We start from the raw sequence: 18,686 nt of genomic DNA on the forward strand, positions 1-18,686 counted from the left end.
TGTCTGATTGCGGGAAAAAAGCCGCCCGCAAGAATGGCGGAGAACATACCATATATACGCTGAAATGTCAACAAGAAACTCGTATATTTCACACAATTCAAAGACTTGATCGAAGACTTGCGAAAAAAGGTCATTTTGAGGTAAACTGTAGTGGGAAGGCGAACCGGAAGGCGGATTTGGAGTTGAGGGTCCGAAGTGTCGAGATTACGCGTTTGCGTTGTGGATGATTGTTACGAGACCGCATCGGTGTTGTGCGAGGGTTTGAAACTGCACAACTACGATGCGTTTGCCGTGCATACGGGGGAAGAGGCGCTGGAAGTCTGTACACGGGAAAAAATAGACTTGATGTTGCTTGACGTCTGCCTGCCCAAAATGAGTGGTTACGATGTCTGCAAACGGTTGAAGGAAGACCCCAAAACGGCGGATATCGCGGTGATTTTTGTAACGGTCAAGGGCGCGCCCGAAGATGTTTCCCATGGGTTTCAAATTGGCGCAATAGATTATATAACAAAGCCTTACAATCTTCCGATGGTCATGATTCGCGTGGACGCTGCCCTGCAACGGAAACTTCAACAGGACCGTTTGCGCACGCAGCATGATTTTTTTCTTGACAATTCCTACACGGATTATCTGACCGGTCTTCGAAACCGCCGGTATCTGTTGGAGCGCTTGCAGGAGGAAGTGGAAAAGGCCCATCGGTACAATTACCCAGTGTCTTGCGTCGTGTTCGATGTGGATGAAATTCGTGGGCTGGACGAGGAACTGGGGCCTGTTTCCCTTGACGATTTGCTGGCGGAAGTGGCCATGACTCTGCGCAACCATTCGCGCACCTACGACATATTGGGGCGGTATGACGGCACGCTTTTCGCCGCTGTGTTGCCCCATTCCCCGCTTGAAGATGCCGTGGGATACGCCACCAAGATTGTGCGCGAGGTCGGATCCACCACCTTTTCCGACCCCAATTTTCCGACCGAGGCCCGGCTTAGCGCAGGCATTGTCGCATGTCAAAATGGAAGCGCCCTTGGCGCGGAGCACGTTCTAGGGGAAGCCATGCGAAGTCTGCTCCAAGCCAAAAGCAAGCCCGACGAACGGATTGCGGCCCACAATCTGACAAAATAATGAAAATTGCCAAATCCGGTGGTTTGGCTGGACAGTCCGCAAGAATAATCAAGAAGATCGGAAAGCCTGCGCAAACAAAACGATGCCTAGTATCAGGATCAAGGCGCGCAGCAGGTGTTGAAACCGGTCGTGGTCAATAAAACGGTCCGCGTAACGCCCTGCAATCGTGCCGATTACCGCACCAGGCAGAGCGAACATGCCGGCACGGACCACATCGGCCGTGATGAGGCCGTTGGCTCCGTGCCACACCACCATGCTTATGCCGTTTACCAAAAAGCAGCACTGGAGCACGGATTTGAAGGTGGCCTTCGGCCAGCGCTTGTAGGTGCCGTACATGATAAGGGGGGGGCCGTCCGTCGCGTAGGCGCCGCCGAGAATACCTGCGATCCAGCCGACCGTGGCGGCCCATAGCGCGGGGCGCCAACCCCGTTCCTGCGTCCGGGATGCTTCTTCGGCGTCAAGGTTTGCGCGGACAAGCCACAGACCGTATCCGATCAGCATGATGCCCATGCACCCGGTCACAATACCCGATGGAAACGATTTCAGCACGATCGCGCCCAGCGGAACGCCCAAAAGGGATCCCGCAATCAGGCGCCCCGCTTCGCGCCATCGCAGGCCGCGCCAATTCTGTTGCAATACGGACAGGGTGACCACGAAGCCCATAAGCGCTTGGGCCGGAGCCGCCGTGCGGACGTTGATAACGAGTGTCGCCAGGGGAATCGCCACAAGCGCCGAGCCGAACCCGGCGATTGTCTGCACGAATCCGCCGAGCGCGAACGCAAACGCGACAAGGAGGCCTTCCAATGCGGCGATCCTTTCTAACGGCCCAGTAGCCGCGCAACGCGTGCGCGCAGGCGCATCAGGCCCAGCAAGGGGGCGGGGAGGTGCGTCGCGTTGTCTGTGTAAGCGTCGTTCGTATGCAGGCGTTCGAGCACTTGGAGGACATTGCGCTTGACCATCCGACGCATGGGCGCCTTGGCCACAAGCCCGTACATCGGGGCGCTGCCTTCGAGCGAGGAGTCGGGATGCGTCCGCACGTATTCGACCGCCGCCTGCAAATCGTTGAAATAGTCCTCCGCGATGTGCGCGTGGCCCGGATTCAGGATGAGATGGATGCTTTCGGGCCGCTGTAGCCGGTCTACATGCCAGCCGCGATCGCCGAGAAAATCGGCCACGGCAAAGGCGCCGATTTTCCGATCATGCGATCCGATGGCCATGACGCCCACCGGCGGATGGCCCAAAATTTCGAGCGGCGGAATGCCTTGGACGCCTTCCTTGAATCGTTCGGTGACGGCGAGCATGCGGCGGGCGTTGTCCTTGAATCCGTTTTCCCCGATGGCCATCAGCGAGGCCCATGCCGCCGCAATCGCGCCGCCGGGCCGCGTGCCCGGCAGCGAGGTGGACGCGTACACGCCGCCGCACCAATCCGCATCCGCGAAAAACTGATGACGCAACAGATCCATCGAGCGGTAGACGATGACTGATGCGCCTTTCGCCGCGTATCCGTATTTATGGACATCGGCGGAAATCGAAGTGACGCCCGGAACCCGGAAATCCCACAGCGGAAGCGGATGCCCTGCGCGTTCAACCCATGGTAAAAGAAAACCGCCCAGGCAGGCGTCCACATGCAAGCCTATCCCGTGTTCGCGCGCGAGATCCGCCAATGCTTCGATCGGATCGATGACGCCGTAGGGATAACACGGCGCGGAACCGACGATCGCGATCGTGTTCGACGTGATGCGGCGCCGCATGGCGTCCACATCCACACGGAAATCCGGCATAAGCGGCGTGCGGACGATTCGGACGTCGAAATATTCGCCGGCTTTCATGAGGGCGGGATGCGCGGAATCGGGAACGAGGATTTCGGGGCGGCGAATCCAGGGCCGCCGCGCCCGCGCGCGCTGCCGGTACGCCAGCACCGGCAACAGCAGGCTTTCCGTTCCGCCCGAGGTCATCACGCCGGCGGCATTCGCGCCGCCGTGAAGAAGATTCGCGGTCATGGAAACGACCTCGTGCTCCATGATTCGCAGACTTTTGAACGCCATCGGATTCAGGGCGTTGGTCGCGAAGAAGAGGCCGTAGGCTTCCTGTAAAAAATCCAAATGTTCCGGCGACAGGTCGTAAACGAGCGCAAACACGCGATGTTCGCGCCATCGGACGTCATCGCCCGCCATGGCGCGCAAGCGTTCCAGCAATTCGCCCTTATCCATTCCTTCCGGCGGAATGATCGGGTTATGACGTTCGTGGTCTCCCATTGGCGGTGTACTCCATGTGCGCCGAGTCTATCACGGCGGAGTGGGGGAGATGCCACTTTTTGCCGAAGCGCATTCCTTCGCTTCAGATAACGCGCAACTGCGGAAACAGGATCACGTCGCGGATACTTGGGGAGTTGGTGAGGAGCATTGCGAGGCGATCAATGCCGACGCCGAGGCCGGCGGTTGGCGGCATGCCGACTTCGAGGGCGGTGATGAAATCCTCGTCGAGCCGTTGCGCTTCGTCGTCGCCGCGTTCGCGCAACTTGAGTTGTTCCATGAAGCGTTCCCGCTGGTCAATCGGGTCGTTCAACTCGGAAAACGCATTGCACAGTTCCAGCCGCCCGATGAAGACCTGGTATCGCTCGGTAAGCATCGGATTGTTGCGATGGCGTTTGGCCAGCGGCGAAATCTCGATCGGATAGTCGTAAAGGAAGGTTGGCTGGACGAGGTTCGGCTGGACCTTCTCGCTCATGACGGCGTCCACGATTTTGCCGTAGCCCATCGTTGAATCAACCTCAACGCCTATGCTCTTAGCCATGGCCGCGGCTTCGTCGCGGTCGCGGGTCTTTTCGAGATCAATGCCGGCGAACTCGCGGATCGCGCCGAGCAGCGTGAGACGTTTCCACGGGCGTTGTGCGTTGATGGTTTCGCCCAGGTATTCGAACGACAATCCGCCCGTCACGTTCTCGATGACGGAAACCAGCATTTCCTCGGTTTCTTCCATCAGGCCAAGGTAGTCTTGGTAGGCCTCGTACAACTCCATCATCGTGAATTCGGGGTTGTGCCGTGTGTCCACGCCCTCGTTGCGGAAGTTGCGATTGATCTCGAACACGCGCTCGAAACCGCCGACGATCAGTCGCTTGAGGTACAGTTCCGGCGCGATGCGAAGGTAAAGATCGCGGTCGTAGGTGTTGTGATGGGTGATGAAGGGGCGCGCCGTGGCGCCGCCGGCAATCGGGTGCAGCATGGGCGTCTCGACTTCGAGGAAGCCGCGCGCCGTGAGCCATTCGCGCAAATGCGAAACGACGCCGATTCGTTTGCGGAACACGTCGAGCACTTCGGGATTCGACACCATGTCGAGATACCGCTGGCGGTAGCGCGTCTCGATGTCCGTCAGGCCGTGGTACTTTTCCGGCAACGCGCGCAACGACTTCGTAAGGATCGTATAGGATTCGGCAAAAACCGTGATTTCGCCCGTTCGTGTGCGCTTGACCTTTCCGTGGACGCCGATGAAATCGCCCAAGTCGAGATCATCCAATGCGGCATACGCCTCTTCGCCTAATGCTTTCTGGTTGAGATAGATCTGAATCCGTCCGGATTCGTCGCGCAGGTCGGCAAAGCTGCTCTTGCCGTGGCTGCGAAACGCCGTCATGCGCCCCGCCAGCGCAACCGATATATCGTTAGCGTCATGCGCCAGCCCTTCGGCTTCCGCGGCCTCATACTTCGCGCGCGCTTCGGCGATCATGCAGGAACGCGCAAACGTGTACTTGAACGGCTCGTCGCCGCGTCCACGGATGCGTTCCAGTTTGTTTAGCCGGTGCTTAATCAAGTCCTGTTCGGTCGAGTGATGCGCTTCGTCGTTCATGAAAAAAATCACTCCTTTTTAGGATGAAGGGTTGAATGACAATACTTTGTAACTTTCTCGAAAGTCACGAATTATGGCTCTGAACGCGCACGTGGCGTCTTTTGCGCGGAAAACGTAGGACAAACTGTCCAGTCTGTCTTTCCGATGCCACGCCGTGTCCGTGGACGGACAGGCTGGACAGCCTGTCCCACCCATTCATGCTTCTTCCATGTCGGGACTCCACGATCAACGCTTCAATGCAATTCCATAACTCATTCAACCGGGAAAAGCCGATTGCAGACTCAAACAATGTCTGGAAATTCGGTAATCTCAGGTAACGATTTTATTGAAACAACCACAAATTATTTATTCATCTGCGCCAATCCGCGCCAGCCGTGGACGTTGGCCGCAATTCCGGGTTGCCGACGCCTTTAGTCGCCTGTCTTTCCCGGTCTGCTTTTCCGGTGTAGATCCCATTTGAGATAGCCTTCGATGAACATGTCGAGATCGCCATCGAGGACGCGGTCAACATTACTGGTTTCGACGCCTGTCCGGTGGTCTTTGATCATCTGGTACGGATGCAGCACGTAGCTGCGGATCTGGCTTCCCCATGCCACGTCCTGCTGGCCGTCGCGTTGCGCGGCCAGTTCCGACTCCTGTCGTTTGAGTTCGCGATCGTACAATTTGGCCTTCAGGAACTGGAGAGCCGTTGCGCGGTTGCGATGTTGTGACCGCTCGATCTGGCACGCGACAACAATCCCCGTCGGCAGATGCGTCAGGCGCACCGCGGAACTGGTCTTGTTGACCTTTTGTCCGCCCGCGCCGCTTGAACGGAACACGTCCATCTTGAGGTCTTCCTCGCGTATTTCGATTTCAATGTTTTCGTCCACTTCCGTTAGGACTTCAATGGCGACGAACGACGTGTGGCGGCGTTTGGCGGCGTCGAACGGTGAAATTCGCACGAGTCGGTGGACTCCCGCCTCCGACCGCAGATTGCCGTATGCGAAGGGTCCGGCGATTGTAATTGTGGCGCTCTTGAGTCCGGCCTCTTCGCCGGGCAGGTAATCCACGACTTCGGTCACGTATTCACGCCGTTCACAGAAACGCATAATCATGCGGAACAGCATTTCCGCCCAGTCGCACGATTCCGTTCCGCCCGCCCCGGGATGAATGCTCAAGATGACATTTTTGGCATCGCGGGGATCCGTAAACAGGCTGTTCAATTCGAGAAGTTTTAACCTTTCTTCGATCATGTTTGTGTGGCTGAGGATTTCCGGGGCCAGCGACTCGTCGGCTTCTTCCCGGGCCAGTTCGGCAAAGGCCAAGGCATCTTCCAGTTCCTTGTGTAGATCGTCCGGGGCGCTGATGGACGCTTTGAGCGTCTTCAGTTTTTGAAGGGCCTTCTGGGCGGTATCGGGGTCGTCCCAAAATCCGGCGGCGGCCATCTGATGTTCGATGGAGACAATCTGGGTCCTGGCGCCTTCGACATTCAGACACTTGCGTAATTCCTGCAACCGTTCTTGGTATTCCTTCAAACGGCTGATTTCCAGTTCGTACATGCGAATTCCCTTCTTTTAGGAATGAAACAGCGGCGCAACGAGGTAATAGGCCAAAGGTGTTGCGAACAGGTAACTGTCCGCCCGATCAAGCACCCCGCCGTGGCCGGGGAAGAATGTGCCGGAATCCTTGACGCCGGCCGAACGTTTGAGGGTGGATTCGGCGAGATCGCCGATTTGTCCCGCAACGGACAGCATCGCGCCGATGAAGCAATAGCGCTTGAGCGACCATGCGGGAAACGCCTGCCAGCCCGCGACGTTGGCCAGAAGATAGATTACGCCCATGCCGATGATCGCCGCCATGAATCCGCCAATCGCGCCTTCCCACGATTTCTTGGGACTCAACACGGGCGCCAGGCGGTGTTTTCCGATGACGGAGCCGACCAGATAGGCGGCGCCGTCGGTCAAGGCAACGGCGGCGATGGTCATTGTCACCAGTCCCGCGCCATATTGCGGAATGCCGCGAAGCAACAGCATGTGCCCGCCGAACCAGCCGATGTACACGACGCCGAAAATCGAGCAGGCGAAACCCGCCAGCGAAAACCGGCCGCGCGCCATGTGCAGCAACGCCACGGCCGCGCAGCCGCCGTAGAGCGCGAGCGCGAGGGTTTCGTGGTGATGGAAGTATCCGCTGAACGTCACGGCGGCGCCGATGAGGATGCCGCCGACGGTCTCGGTTTCGATTTGGCGGTTCTCGACCATGCGGTGATATTCGCGCAGGCCGTAGGCCGCGAGGCCCGTAATGAAGATCGCGAAGAAGAATTCCAGAATCGGCGCCCAAATCAGGGAAAGCAGGACGCCCAGAATGGCCACGGCCGTCAACAGACGGGTTTTTAGCGCGTTGTCACCCATTCAGCGTCCGCCGAAGCGCCGTTGGCGCGCCTGGTATTGCGCAATGGCCTCGCGCAGGTGGCGTTTGCGGAAGTCGGGCCACAACACGCGCATGGGCACGATTTCCGCGTAGGACAATTGCCAAAGCATGAAATTGCTGACGCGCATTTCGCCGCTGGTCCGAATGAGCAGATCAAGTTCCGGCAGATCCGGCACGTACAGATAGCGCGCGAAGCCGGCCTCGTCCAGTTGGTCCGGGGGGACCTTGCCCGCCGCCACGTCGGCGGCAAAGGCCTTGGCCGCATCCACAATTTCGCCACGGCCCCCGTAATTCAACGCGACGTTGACGGTCATCGCCTTGTTGTTTCGGGTCAGGTTCATGCAATGGTCGAGATCCTGAAGGACGCGATCACTGAGACCTTCGCGGCGTCCCATAATCGTGACGCGGATGTCTTCCTTGTGGATGTTTTCGATTTCCAGGTGGACGTATTTGCTAAGGAGGGTGAACAGGGCGTTCACCTCGCGATCGGAACGCTTCCAGTTTTCCGTGGAAAACGCGTACAACGACAGGGTTTCAATACCGATTTCACGGCATCCCTCGATGACCGCCCGCACGCTTTTGGCGCCCGCCTCGTGGCCTTCTTCATGGCTTACGCCGTGGCGTTCGGCCCAACGTCCATTTCCATCCATGATGATGGCAATATGGCGTGGCAGCCGCGCCAGGTCCAGTTCCGCCTTGGGCATGCGTCGCATGGAGTGCTCTGCTTTCCGGGAATCCGGCGCGCGAAGGCGTCAGACTTCCATGATTTCCGCTTCTTTGGCCTTGAACGCCTCGTCCACCTTGGCGATGAAATCGTCGGTAATCTTCTGGATGTCGGCGGTCAGTTTATGGGCTTCGTCTTCGGGTAGTTCCCCGTCCTTTTGCATTTTCTTCGCCGTGTCAACGACATGCCTCCGCGTGTTGCGCACGGCGATGCGCGCTTCCTCCGCCATTTTGCCGACGAGTTTCACGAGATCTTTGCGCCGTTCCTCGGTCAGCGGCGGGAATGGGATGCGAATGACCCGGCCGTCGTTGCTGGGCGTGAGGTTCAGGGGGGACGCCAGGATGGCCTTTTCGATGGCATGGAGTTGTGTTTTATCCCAAGGGGCTATAACGAGCAGCCGGGGTTCGGGCGCCGTGACCGTGCCGACTTGACTGAGTTTCATCTTTGAGCCGTAGGCATCCACCTCGATGCTGTCAACCAGCCCGATGGAGGCGCGGCCGGTTCGGATATGCGTCAACTCCATCTTGAAGGCGTCCAGGCTTTTTTGCATCTTTTCGCGGGCTTCTTTTTCAAGCGCTTTCGACATGGACCTATCTCCTTATTATGGAATCCGCGTGTCGGGCGGATGGTTCGTGTCTTCAGTTCCCCTCGACGATGGTTCCGATGGAAGCGCCCCGGAGGGCTTCGATGATGCTGCCGGGGCGTCGCAGGTTGAATACCAGAATCGGAATGGCGTTGTCGCGGCACAGCGAAATCGCGGCGGCGTCCATCACGCGCAGATTCTTTGCAAGCACTTCGGAATACGACAAAGAGTCGAATTTTGTTGCCGCGGGATTGGTGACCGGGTCCGAGTTGTAAACGCCGTCCACCTTGGTCGCCTTGAAAAGGATTTGCGCGCCGATTTCACTCGCCCGCAGCGCGGCGGCGCTGTCCGTCGTGAAGAAGGGATTGCCGGTGCCCGCGCCGAAGATGACAATGCGCCCCTTTTCGAGGTGGCGCACCGCGCGACGCCGTATATACGGCTCGGCGACGGGTCGCATCTCGATGGCCGTCATGACGCGCGTGGGAACGCCGCGCTTCTCCAGCACGGCTTGTATCGCCAGCGCATTGATGACGGTTGCCAGCATGCCCATGTAATCGCCGGTGGGGCGGTCAACACCTGTATCCGCGCCGTTCACGCCGCGATAAATGTTGCCGCCTCCGACGACCAGTCCGATTTCAACGCCCATCGCGCGGGCGTCTGCCACTTCATCCGCGAATGTGTTCAGCGTGGCGAAATCAATTCCGCCCGAAGTGGACCCTTGCAGCGCTTCTCCGCTGAGTTTGAGCAGGATCCGTCTGTACTTCGGGGTGGACACGATTCAGTTTCCCTTGGCTTCCGCGATGGCCTGGGCCACCTCATCGGCAAGGTTCGATTCTTTCTTTTCGATGCCTTCGCCGAGTTGGAACCGCACGAAGCGGCGAATGTCTATTTTTTCGCCGATGCGTCCGCTGAGTTCCTTCGTGAGCTGCTCGATGGTCTGATCGGGATTCTTCACGAAGGGTTGTTCCATGAGGCACACTTCCTTGTACCATTTGTTGAGCATGCCGTCTGCGATTTTATCCAAAACCTTTTCGGGTTTGCCCGTTTCGCGGGCGCGAATCATGTAAATCTCTTTTTCGGCGGCGATTTCGGCGGCGGGCACGTCTTCACGGGCGACCCACCGGGGCGAGGCCGAACAAACCTGCAGGCAGATATCCTTGCAGAATGCCTGGAACGGTTCGGATCGCGCGGCGAAATCCGTCTCGCAGTTGACCTCGACCAACACGCCGATTTTTCCGCCCATGTGAATATACGAGGCGACCATGCCTTGGCTGGCCACGCGGGCGGCACGCTTCGAGGACTGCGCCATGCCGTGTTCGCGCAGCCATTTGACCGCGGCGTCCATGTCGCCGTTTGTTTCGTTCAACGCTTTTTTGCAATCCATCATCCCCGCGTTTGTCATCTCGCGGAGGGTTACCACGTCTTTTGCCGTGAATGCCATGACGTTCCCTACTCCTTCTCGTCTTCTTCGTTTGCGTACGACTCTTCGGCGCGTTCCGCTTCCGTGGCGGCCTGCTTTTCCGCCGCGCGGGCTTCGCGTTGACGCTTCTGTTCCGCTTCGCGTTCCGCAAAGACCTTGTCGGCCCGCATGCGGCCTTCAAGCACCGCGTCGGCAATGACCGAACAGAACAGGCTTACGGCGCGAATGGCATCGTCATTGCCGGGGATCGGTATCGGAACCATGTCCGGATCGCAGTTGGTATCCACGATGCCGATGCACGGAATGCCGCACCGTTCGGCTTCGCGCACCGCGATTGCTTCCTTCTTTGCGTCAATGACAAACATCGCCTGCGGAATGCCCGGCATTTTCTTGATGCCGCAAAGGTTTTTATTGATTTTTTCGGCCAATTTCCGCTTCTGTATGGCTTCCTTCTTGGTGAACATCTCGTCGAGTTTGCCCGTGGCCGACATCTCTTCCAGATTCTCGAGATTCCGGATGCTCTGCCGGATGGTTTCCCAATTGGTCAGAGTGCCGCCGAGCCAGCGGTTGTTCACGTAGTACATTCCGCAGCGTTGCGCTTCGCGGGCGACCGCTTCCTGCGCCTGTTTCTTCGTGCCGACGAACAGGATGTTGCCGCCGTCCGCGACAATGTCCCGCACGCACACGTACGCCTTCGTAAGTTGGCGCAGGGTTTTCTGCAAATCAATGATGTAAATGCCGTTTCGCTGGCCGAAGATGAACCGCGCCATTTTCGGATTCCAGCGACGGCGCTGGTGCCCGAAATGAATCCCGGCTTCCAGCAGTTGCCGCATGGTTACTACTGCCATCGTTCCTTCTCCTTCAGGGTTGTGCCTTGGGGCTTCTCCGGCCGATTCGCAACAGGCGAACACCCTGGCCTTGACTGCATCGAAACCCCTGTGTGGTTGAAAACAGGAGGGTATCCTAGCACGCGGCCGCGCCGCCGCGCAAATTGCGCGCCGATTCTCGGCATGGATTGACCGGGGGATTGGGAACCTTTGACATGAGCGGGAAGCGGCCACTAAGATGAGATAAACCGTTTTTTCAAGATGGACAACACAACGTGAAAAATAACTATCGGCATGGCGTGGCCCTTGCGGCCCTGGTGGTTCTGGCTGCCGCGTTGCGGCTATACGGCATCGAACGCGAATCGGTATGGTTCGACGAATTCACGAGCCTTGTCTTTTTGAATGCGCCGGATGCCTATACGCAATCGCCCTTTTATGAACGCTGGCAGCAACAGGTGTTCCATCGTCCCGCCCAAAGTTGGTTCGAATTCCTGAAAACCAATCACGAAATCGATCCGGCCACCATGCCTGTTTACGACACAATCGAATATTTCTGGAACCGCCTTGTGAGCCGGTCGCCGTCGAGCCAGCGGATGTTGTCCGTCTTCTTCGGCCTGCTCATCGTTCCGCTCATCTATGTTTTTGGGCGCGCCTTGCACAGTCCTGCAGCCGGGCTTGTTGCCGCGTTGCTGGTGACCCTGTCGCCCATTCATCGCCATTTTGCGCAGGAAATCCACATGTACGTGCATTTGACGCTTTTCGCGCTTGCGTCGGCCTATACTTTTTTTCGGTTGTTGCGCGATGGCGGAAAGCGCTGGTGGATTTCGCATCTGGCCGTGAACGTGCTGATCGTGTGGACTCATACCTTTGGCGCCATGGTCCCCGCGATCGAGGGTCTGTTTTTCCTCCTCTTCCACGCGCGTAAATTCAAGCCTCTTTGCCTGTGGATGGCCTGCCATGTCCTGATCGCCATTCCGTTCCTGCTGTTTCTGACGACCATCAAATTCTGGTCCGCCGAGGAAACGTCCGAATGGCAGAAGGTGCCGACGCGGCAGGAGTTCATCGGCGATCTGTTCGCCGACGATTTTATCGGCATGACCTATCAATTGCGCGGAACACCCACCGCGTTCGAGTGGATTTTGCAACCACCGTATGCGCGCGCACTCGCCGGATACAAATGGAAGGTGGGGCGCGCGGCCATGTGGCTATTTATCGTCGCGATCCTGGGACTCGGCATCAAATGCCTGCTGGATTGGATCCATGCACGAAAACGCGGCGGGGAGCCGCCTGAATGGAAATGGTATTGTTTTCTGGCGATGTTCTGGCTGCTGCCGCCGCTGGTGCTCTACACGGCATCGGTGTATTGGCGGCCCGTCATCTTTCCGCGATACACGACATACTGTTCTCTCGGCGCGTATTTATTGGTTGGCATGGCCGTCGCCTCGATTCGATGGCGGCCGGTCCGCGCCGGCGCCGTGGCCGCGCTGGTCGTGCTTTATGTTTACCAGATCTTTCTGGTCATCGGCGATCCGCAGCGAACCTCGTGGCTTGCCGCGGGAAACCACATTCGAGCGGGCGTCAAGGCCGACGATCTGCTGCTTGTGCAGGATTGGATGTGGAAACGGGTCTTTGCCTACAACCTGGGGCCCATCGGCAATGTGTTGTCCTATGCGAAAACGCCGGAGGTCCTTGCCGAACAGGCGGCGTTCTATCTCGCGCTCGATCGTCCGCCGAAAACACCCGGCGATGGGCCGCCTTCCGTCTGGATTGCCTATGAAACGTATTATTTTTCACAGGGACCCTGGACGGATCTGGACCGTGAATTGACTGCCCGGGGACTCTCCTTTACGATGACGGAATTTCCCGGGATCCAGCATGTGCTGATCTATAAAGTGGACGGCAAACCCGCGCCGCGTTCCAGCACGCCAAAACTACCGGAACAGGCGCCGGTGGAATTCGGCGACTTGGCCATGGAATTCTGGCGCGTCAGGGATTATGAAACGGCGATTGCCGCCGCGCGCAAAGCCGTCGAAATTCAGCCCGATTATTCGAGGGCCTATTCCTATATGGGCATGGCCTACAAGGACATGGGCGATGCGGACAACGCCTTGGCCGCCTTTTCCAAGGCTGTCGAACTGAACGCGACGGATTATTTGTGGTCCCATGTCAATATCGGCACGCTGTTGACGGAAAAGGGCGATTATGAAGGCGCGGCGGCGGCGATTGGGCGCGCCCTCGCCATGGACCCGAAGTACGGATGGGCTTATACCTGCCTCGGCAAGGTTTACATGGGCAAGCGCGACTATGAAAAAGCCATCATGGCGTTCCAAAAGGCCATCGAATACGATCCGGGCGATGCGCGGCCGCGCGACGCCCTGCGCGACGCCATGGCCCTCATGGATGCGCCGCCGCCCGAGCCGCCGCCTTCAGACGAACAACAAACCGTGGCCAATACCGCATCCATTCCTGCCGAACCCGCGCCGGACATCGGGGAAACGCCGCCCCGTCCGGAATCCTCCGGCGACGCGAAGGCCGCCCTGAAACGCGGGGAGGAACAATTGCAGGCCAACGATCTGAACGGCGCGCTGGCCTCGTTCCGCGAGGCGATTGGCCCCCCGCCGGGAGATCCAAACGCCTACCTCAACATCGGCGTGGTCTTGTTGGCTAAAAACGACGACATGGGCGCCAAGGTGTCATTCCGGAAGGCGTTCGAGCTGAAGCCCGAGTTGAAGGAGGTGATCGGTCCCTTCGTGGCAGCGCTGATTGAACGCAAGGATTATGACGCGGCATGGGCCGAGTTGAAACGTCTCCGCGCCATGTATGGCCCTCTGCCCGCTCCCTTGGTGGACCGGCTCCGCCGGGATTCCGGACGAAACGAATAATGACTCACTCTTCACAATCCGGGGGAAACCGATATGTGAAATGGCTTTATTTCGGCCTGTTGCTATTTATTTGGGGGATTGTTTTCGTATTGTTTGCGGAAACCATTTTTCGCATACAAGTATGGCGTATTGATCGGACAAATCCGTATATTCGTTCGTGGAGGGATGGGACGCCTTGGCCTGTTTCATTGCCTCCAGCCCAAGCATGGACCCTTTCTGAAGAAGCTCGGGCGGCCGCCTCCGCGCCGGCTGCCGAAACGCTGTCCGACGCCTTTGTGCCCGACAATCGGGATGATCGTATCCGACGCGCCGTATTCTTTTCCGAAATTGAGGATCCCCAACGCGAACGGTTCGCGGCCCTGTATCAGGTCGTGGTGTTGATTTGCGAGCGGGACGGCCGGATCGCCGGCCGTTATCCGAAATTTCTTTGCCTGCCGGGCGAGGTGGGACGTGAACCCCCGCCCGTTCAGACGCTGGCAACCGTGTTGGGGCCGGCGGCGTCGGATGAACTTCGACCGCATTTTGTCCAGGCAATCGAAACCGGGCAGCCGGCGTTGATTCATCTGTCCACGATTTCGATGACGGTGTTTTTGTCTCTTGACAAGGATCCGTCGCGCATGATGGTGTTTGTGGACAATCCGCCGAAAAACGCGCCGCCCGTTCCACCCGAATCCATCTGGGAGATTCCGTTTCTCACCTGCAAAAAACAGGTGTCGAGTCCGGACGGCCGATACCGGACCAACAATTTCGGCTTCCGCGACGACGACGTGATCGTGCCCAAGCCCAAGGGATTGTTTCGGATTGTGTGCGTGGGCGGTTCCACGACGGAAGAGGGCGACACGAACGCCATGACCTATCCCAATCTCCTCGAACGCAAACTCCGGCGGGAATTCGGGGATCGCGTCGAAGTCGTCAATTGCGGGTTGTCGGGCATGAATTCGCTCAAGGAATGGATGCGTTCGGCGGATTACCTCGCGCTCGAACCGGATTTTGTCGTTTACTACAACGCGGTCAACGATATTTGCCATACCATCTACCCGCAATGGGTGACGCAGCGCGCGGGGTCGGTCGCGCGTTTGCTCCGCCGGCTGCGCTTTGTGAATTATTACGGCAACCGGTGGCTTCTCCCATCGGATCGCGTCATGGCGGCGGATTTCGATCGCGAGATCTTCGCCAATCTGCGTCTTATGCGCGCCTATTTTGCCAAGCGCGGCATACCGATGGCCGTGTGCAGTTTCGCCTGCCCGGATCTAAACGGCCTGACGCGCGTGGAACGCGCGTATTACGACTGGTCCTGCGAGAAAAACTGGGGGGGGCGTTATGTGGCCTTTTCGACGTATTGGCGCGGCATCCGGCAGTTCAACGAACAGGTGCGCGCGATGTGCCGCGAAACGGGGGCGTTGTATATTCCCGTCGCGGAACGTTTCAATGACGGAACGTACTATTTTGGGGACATCTGCCACATGAAAAATGAGGGGATAGATCTCAAGGCCCAGGCGATTTTCGAAGCGGTCCGCGAATACGTGGGCGCGCGGATCGATCGGGTGAAGGAGTAGTTCACATGACCCGGGCATGGCGCATGGCGTTGCTGGCGGCGGGAATCGGCGCATTGTCTCTGGGCGGCGCGATGGAAGCCGTTCGCGGGATGGATGCGTTTTCGGGGGAGATCTGCATCGGCGCCGGTGGAAGCGAAAACGTGGCGGTGCGCCTTCCCGAACCGGACCGTTTGCCGTCTTTGCCGGGCCGGCTGCCCGTGCTGCGCGACAAGCCGCATACGGAGATTCCATTTCAAATGCCGGTAGTATCCGCAAAATATCTGGACGATACCGGCCGATACGATGCAATCGCCTTGCCTTTTGCGATACGGCTCGAACGGGCAACGCCCATCGGCGGCGGCGAGGCACGCGACACGTTGAAAATCACGGAACCCGAACAGGAGCGAACGGAGGAAATCGCCCCGGGAAAACGCATTGAACTTCAGGGAAACGTATATCGCGTGGAAACCATTCGTCCATGGTTGGGCCTGATTCGCGAACCGCACGGTACGGCGATGGCCGTGGTTTCGCTCCGGAAAGACGGGGAGGCATGGACGGAAGGTCTTTTCCTGCTGTCGGGGGCATGGCGCAGCATCGCACCGTCCACCGGGCTGCGATTTCAGTGGGCCGGTTCCGAAGAAGCGGCCAGCGCCGTGCTCGACGAAGGATTGCCCGGGCTCGAATCCGCCCGATGGGGCGTCTCGGACGGCAGCGCCATGAACTGGTTCGAGTCGTTTGCCCCCCATGCCGGGGTGGAATTGTCCAACGGCGCGGCGGTATATCTGGTGAGCGTGGAAGAGCGCCATCCGACGCCCGCCGGTCCTCAACCGGCCATCGAGGTCGAATGGAACGAAAGCGGCCGGACGCGCCGGGAATGGATAACCGCCAATGCGCCCGGCGACGATGCGCCGGTGCGTTTCGAATACCCTGCCCGCCTCGATACCGTGATCCTGATAGTCGGTGTTTCCGCCGAACGGGCGCAACTTGCCATCCACGAAAAGGGCGCCTTGATCGGCCGCGAGGCCGTTTCGACCGGGACGCCTTGGAAACCGGCCGGCGCGACCGTGGAAATCCGGATTGATCAAATGATGGAACGAGCCGTCGCCGTGTCCGCATCCGAAACCCGAATTTCAGAAGTGGTTTTATACAGGGACGACGAGGCGGCCGCTGGAAAAGACGGCGCCGAAGGGACTGCGGATCAACAACCTTCCCAAACCTCACCCCACGGGCCGCACGCGTCGAACCCGATCCGTGTCCGCGAGGGCGAGGCGGTCCGGCAGGGCGATGCCCTGATCCGGTTCACGCGCCATGCGCGCCCCCCCGATGTCAAATATGAACTGGCCTTTATCGGAAAAGACGGGAAACGCGCGCAACGGGCGGTAATCGCCCCCGGCGATACCGTGCGATACGGGAATGCCCGCCTTACCCAGGCGCCGCCCTGTGCCGATCCACTCCGCGCGGCCGTGCTTCATGTCGAATATGCGCCCGGACGCGCATGGCCCCGGTTGCTGATCGCCGCCGCGCTTGCACTCCTTGTTTGGGTGGCCATCCATCCGTCCCGGCCCGCGGGCGGCGCCGCCTTGCATTCCGAAAACGACCCGCGCCGGTAACCGGTTCGATCAAACATGGCAAGGATGCCGTGTCTACGAACTCGAATACCGGCTCGAAATTCGAACTATTTACTGTAACAGGCAAGTATGGTAGTCTGGGTTTGCCGAAACGGATACGAAAAGGACCGGATCGCATATCCGTGATTTGGCCAATCCTTTCCGTTTGACCGTTTTTGGCGAGGTGCAACCGGGCCAAGGCTCCATGGGAGAGGATCGTGCCATGAAACGCTTGTCGCAAATCGTATTTGTCCCGTTCTTGTTGACTCTTTGTCTTTTGACGGCAGAGTGCCCATTCCTGCTACCGGTAAGACGAAACCATCCTGCTGCCCGGCAACGTCCCGCTCGTGATGGTGCGGATACCGGCGGGGACCTTTCAGATGGGCTCGCCGGACACGGAGCGCAGCCGTTGGTCCGATGAAGGGCCGGTCCATACCGTCAACATCGGCTATGCCTTCTACATGGGCAAATACGAGGTGACGCAGGCGCGCTTCTATTTCGGCGATTCGCTGGGCGTGAATGACGATTGCGAGGACGACGGGATTCGGAGCCAGTACATGTGGTATTGTGACAACAGTACGCCCAGTGGCAGCAAGCCCGTGGGTGGGAAACTGCCGAACGCGTTTAGGCTGTACGATATGAGCGGAAACCTTTGGGAATGGCGCCAGGATAGGTGGCGCTCGGACTATACGGGCGCGCCGACCGATGGCAGTGCATGGGAGAGTAATCCTGCCTACTCGACCCGGGTGCTGCGTGGCGGGTCGTGGAGCAACAATGCGCCCTACTGCCGCGCGGCGGATCGCAACTACCTCACCCCGGACTACCGGCTCTACTTCGTCGGATTTCGCGTTGTGTGTGCCGTCGGCGCGAACTAGCGTGTACACTTTTTCTTTTTTCCCTTTTTTGCCGCGAAGCGGCCGAAATTTTTTACGGTTTGGAAGAAGTCGTTGATGGCGTATGGAGCCGCTTGTAAGCCGTTGCCGGTTCGGGGTAAGAACTCACGCCAAGGCGCGGAGGCGCAAAGAAGAAAAAGAAGAAGAGACTTGGCGGCTTTGCGTGAGATCAATGTTCGCGCCAAGCCGCGGAGGCGCAAAGGAGGGACGGGAAATGACGGAGAATGAGATAGCGACGCAGGTGGTGGATGCGGCGTACAAGGTGCATACGGCGCTGGGACCGGGGATATACGAGATTGTGTATGAAGTGACGCTGGCGCATGAATTGCGCAAGCGGGGCCTGCGGTTCGACCGGCAAGTGCCCGTGCCTATCATATATGATGGAATCCAGTTCGATGAGGGATTTCGCGCCGACGTGGTCGTGGAAGACAAGGTCATCCTCGAACTGAAATCGGTCGAGCAGGTCCTGCGGGTTCACAAGAAGCAGTTGTTGACGTATTTGCGGCTGATGGACAAGCGGCTTGGGCTGCTGATTAACTTCGGGGCGGAGTTCATCAAAGACGGAATATTCCGTGTCGTGAATGGACTCGAGGAATAGCCTCACGCGAAGGCGCGGAGGCGCAAAGAAGAACAAAAATAGCCTTGGCGTCTTTGCGTCTTTGTGTGAGATAGAAGGTTCACGCGAAGGCGCAAAGACGCAAAGAAGAACAAAGAGAAAAGCCTTGGCGTCTTTGCGTCTTTGTGTGAGATAGAAGGTTCACGCGAAGGCGCGGAGGCGCAAAGAAGAACAAAAATAGCCTTGGCGTCTTTGCGTCTTTGTGTGAGATAGAAGGTTCACGCGAAGGCGCGG

Annotated in this window: 16 protein-coding genes; 6 read left to right on the forward strand and 10 right to left on the reverse strand. The window is 58.5% G+C overall.

The window, feature by feature from the left end; translation table 11 throughout:
- The first annotated feature begins 195 nt into the window (after positions 1–195).
- Positions 196–1,119, forward strand: coding sequence for a diguanylate cyclase (locus tag P5540_03775; protein HRT63921.1), 924 nt, complete (start codon positions 196–198; stop codon positions 1,117–1,119).
- 48 nt (positions 1,120–1,167) lie between these two features.
- On the opposite strand, the gene P5540_03780 is transcribed toward P5540_03775, so the two are convergent.
- The 10 genes from P5540_03780 to rpsB form a co-directional block, all read right to left on the reverse strand.
- Positions 1,168–1,923: a sulfite exporter TauE/SafE family protein gene (locus tag P5540_03780; GenBank protein ID HRT63922.1), complete on the reverse strand. Its 756-nt coding sequence runs from the start codon at positions 1,921–1,923 to the stop codon at positions 1,168–1,170.
- A 14-nt stretch (positions 1,924–1,937) separates the two neighbouring features.
- Complete coding sequence (locus P5540_03785; GenBank protein HRT63923.1) at positions 1,938–3,374, reverse strand: aspartate aminotransferase family protein; 1,437 nt, start codon at positions 3,372–3,374, stop codon at positions 1,938–1,940.
- Positions 3,375–3,456: 82 nt separating this feature from the next.
- Positions 3,457–4,959, reverse strand: coding sequence for a lysine--tRNA ligase (lysS, locus tag P5540_03790; protein ID HRT63924.1), 1,503 nt, complete (start codon positions 4,957–4,959; stop codon positions 3,457–3,459).
- A gap of 410 nt (positions 4,960–5,369) precedes the next feature.
- A complete protein-coding gene (gene prfB / locus P5540_03795; protein HRT63925.1) occupies positions 5,370–6,497 on the reverse strand; it encodes a peptide chain release factor 2 in 1,128 nt (375 codons plus the stop codon).
- Between the two features lie 15 nt (positions 6,498–6,512).
- Positions 6,513–7,346: a phosphatidate cytidylyltransferase gene (locus tag P5540_03800; protein HRT63926.1), complete on the reverse strand. Its 834-nt coding sequence runs from the start codon at positions 7,344–7,346 to the stop codon at positions 6,513–6,515.
- On the reverse strand, positions 7,347–8,078 hold the full coding sequence (gene uppS, locus P5540_03805) for a polyprenyl diphosphate synthase (GenBank protein ID HRT63927.1): 732 nt from the start codon (positions 8,076–8,078) through the stop codon (positions 7,347–7,349).
- A gap of 39 nt (positions 8,079–8,117) precedes the next feature.
- Positions 8,118–8,675: a ribosome recycling factor gene (gene frr / locus P5540_03810; GenBank protein HRT63928.1), complete on the reverse strand. Its 558-nt coding sequence runs from the start codon at positions 8,673–8,675 to the stop codon at positions 8,118–8,120.
- Between the two features lie 52 nt (positions 8,676–8,727).
- Complete coding sequence (gene pyrH, locus P5540_03815; protein ID HRT63929.1) at positions 8,728–9,447, reverse strand: UMP kinase; 720 nt, start codon at positions 9,445–9,447, stop codon at positions 8,728–8,730.
- A gap of 3 nt (positions 9,448–9,450) precedes the next feature.
- Positions 9,451–10,113, reverse strand: a complete 663-nt coding sequence (tsf, locus tag P5540_03820; protein HRT63930.1) for a translation elongation factor Ts — start codon at positions 10,111–10,113, stop codon at positions 9,451–9,453.
- Positions 10,114–10,121: 8 nt separating this feature from the next.
- Positions 10,122–10,940, reverse strand: coding sequence for a 30S ribosomal protein S2 (gene rpsB, locus P5540_03825; GenBank protein ID HRT63931.1), 819 nt, complete (start codon positions 10,938–10,940; stop codon positions 10,122–10,124).
- A 254-nt stretch (positions 10,941–11,194) separates the two neighbouring features.
- On the opposite strand from rpsB, the gene P5540_03830 reads away from it, so the two are divergent.
- From P5540_03830 to P5540_03850, 5 genes are all read left to right on the forward strand, one after another.
- Entirely contained in the window at positions 11,195–13,801 is a 2,607-nt protein-coding gene (locus tag P5540_03830; GenBank protein HRT63932.1) for a tetratricopeptide repeat protein, read from the forward strand.
- A 188-nt stretch (positions 13,802–13,989) separates the two neighbouring features.
- Positions 13,990–15,357, forward strand: coding sequence for an SGNH/GDSL hydrolase family protein (locus P5540_03835; GenBank protein HRT63933.1), 1,368 nt, complete (start codon positions 13,990–13,992; stop codon positions 15,355–15,357).
- 5 nt (positions 15,358–15,362) lie between these two features.
- A complete protein-coding gene (locus tag P5540_03840) occupies positions 15,363–16,946 on the forward strand; it encodes a hypothetical protein (GenBank protein HRT63934.1) in 1,584 nt (527 codons plus the stop codon).
- Between the two features lie 347 nt (positions 16,947–17,293).
- Positions 17,294–17,818: a formylglycine-generating enzyme family protein gene (locus P5540_03845; GenBank protein ID HRT63935.1), complete on the forward strand. Its 525-nt coding sequence runs from the start codon at positions 17,294–17,296 to the stop codon at positions 17,816–17,818.
- A 232-nt stretch (positions 17,819–18,050) separates the two neighbouring features.
- Positions 18,051–18,434 (forward strand): GxxExxY protein, encoded by a 384-nt coding sequence (locus tag P5540_03850; protein HRT63936.1) that lies wholly within the window; start codon positions 18,051–18,053, stop codon positions 18,432–18,434.
- Positions 18,435–18,686: the final 252 nt, after the last annotated feature.

This window comes from Candidatus Hydrogenedentota bacterium (assembly GCA_035450225.1).
Classification (GTDB): domain Bacteria; phylum Hydrogenedentota; class Hydrogenedentia; order Hydrogenedentales; family SLHB01; genus DSVR01.

Coding starts and splice junctions, on each gene's coding strand:
- P5540_03800 (HRT63926.1), bottom strand. CDS start 7,346: ATGGGTGACAACGCGCTAAAAACCCGTCTGTTGACGGCCGTGGCCATT.
- P5540_03840 (HRT63934.1), top strand. CDS start 15,363: ATGACCCGGGCATGGCGCATGGCGTTGCTGGCGGCGGGAATCGGCGCA.
- prfB (HRT63925.1), bottom strand. CDS start 6,497: ATGTACGAACTGGAAATCAGCCGTTTGAAGGAATACCAAGAACGGTTG.
- P5540_03850 (HRT63936.1), top strand. CDS start 18,051: ATGACGGAGAATGAGATAGCGACGCAGGTGGTGGATGCGGCGTACAAG.
- uppS (HRT63927.1), bottom strand. CDS start 8,078: ATGCGACGCATGCCCAAGGCGGAACTGGACCTGGCGCGGCTGCCACGC.
- frr (HRT63928.1), bottom strand. CDS start 8,675: ATGTCGAAAGCGCTTGAAAAAGAAGCCCGCGAAAAGATGCAAAAAAGC.
- rpsB (HRT63931.1), bottom strand. CDS start 10,940: ATGGCAGTAGTAACCATGCGGCAACTGCTGGAAGCCGGGATTCATTTC.
- tsf (HRT63930.1), bottom strand. CDS start 10,113: ATGGCATTCACGGCAAAAGACGTGGTAACCCTCCGCGAGATGACAAAC.
- lysS (HRT63924.1), bottom strand. CDS start 4,959: ATGAACGACGAAGCGCATCACTCGACCGAACAGGACTTGATTAAGCAC.
- P5540_03845 (HRT63935.1), top strand. CDS start 17,294: ATGGTGCGGATACCGGCGGGGACCTTTCAGATGGGCTCGCCGGACACG.
- P5540_03785 (HRT63923.1), bottom strand. CDS start 3,374: ATGGGAGACCACGAACGTCATAACCCGATCATTCCGCCGGAAGGAATG.